General features: G+C 52.7%; 1 pseudogene. It reads right to left on the bottom strand.

From position 1 onward, the window contains the following. A pseudogene (locus FDX22_RS22025) lies at positions 1-275 on the bottom strand (SEL1-like repeat protein); the annotation flags it as partial.

The following is a 275-nucleotide window of genomic DNA, read 5'->3' on the forward strand; positions in this document are numbered from 1 at the left end:
CCTGCTCGCCGTTTAAGAACATCATTCCGGCCCAGTACTCGGAATAACCGGTGCGGGAGATGGCCGAGCTGCGCTTGAAATACCATGTGGCCTTTTCATCGTCAGCAGGAATACCCACGCCATTGGCGTAGATCAGTCCGAGCAGCATTTGTGCATCGACAGTGGAGTCATTTTCCAGATCTTCAGAGGCGTTTTGCAGCAATGTAATGGCTTTGGGGTAATCTGTGCGTCCAGCCTGCGTGTTCACCAGAATTCTCGCTAGCGTAATTTCCCCC

This window comes from Citrobacter sp. TBCS-14, from assembly GCF_005280805.1.
Lineage (GTDB): Bacteria > Pseudomonadota > Gammaproteobacteria > Enterobacterales > Enterobacteriaceae > Citrobacter > Citrobacter gillenii.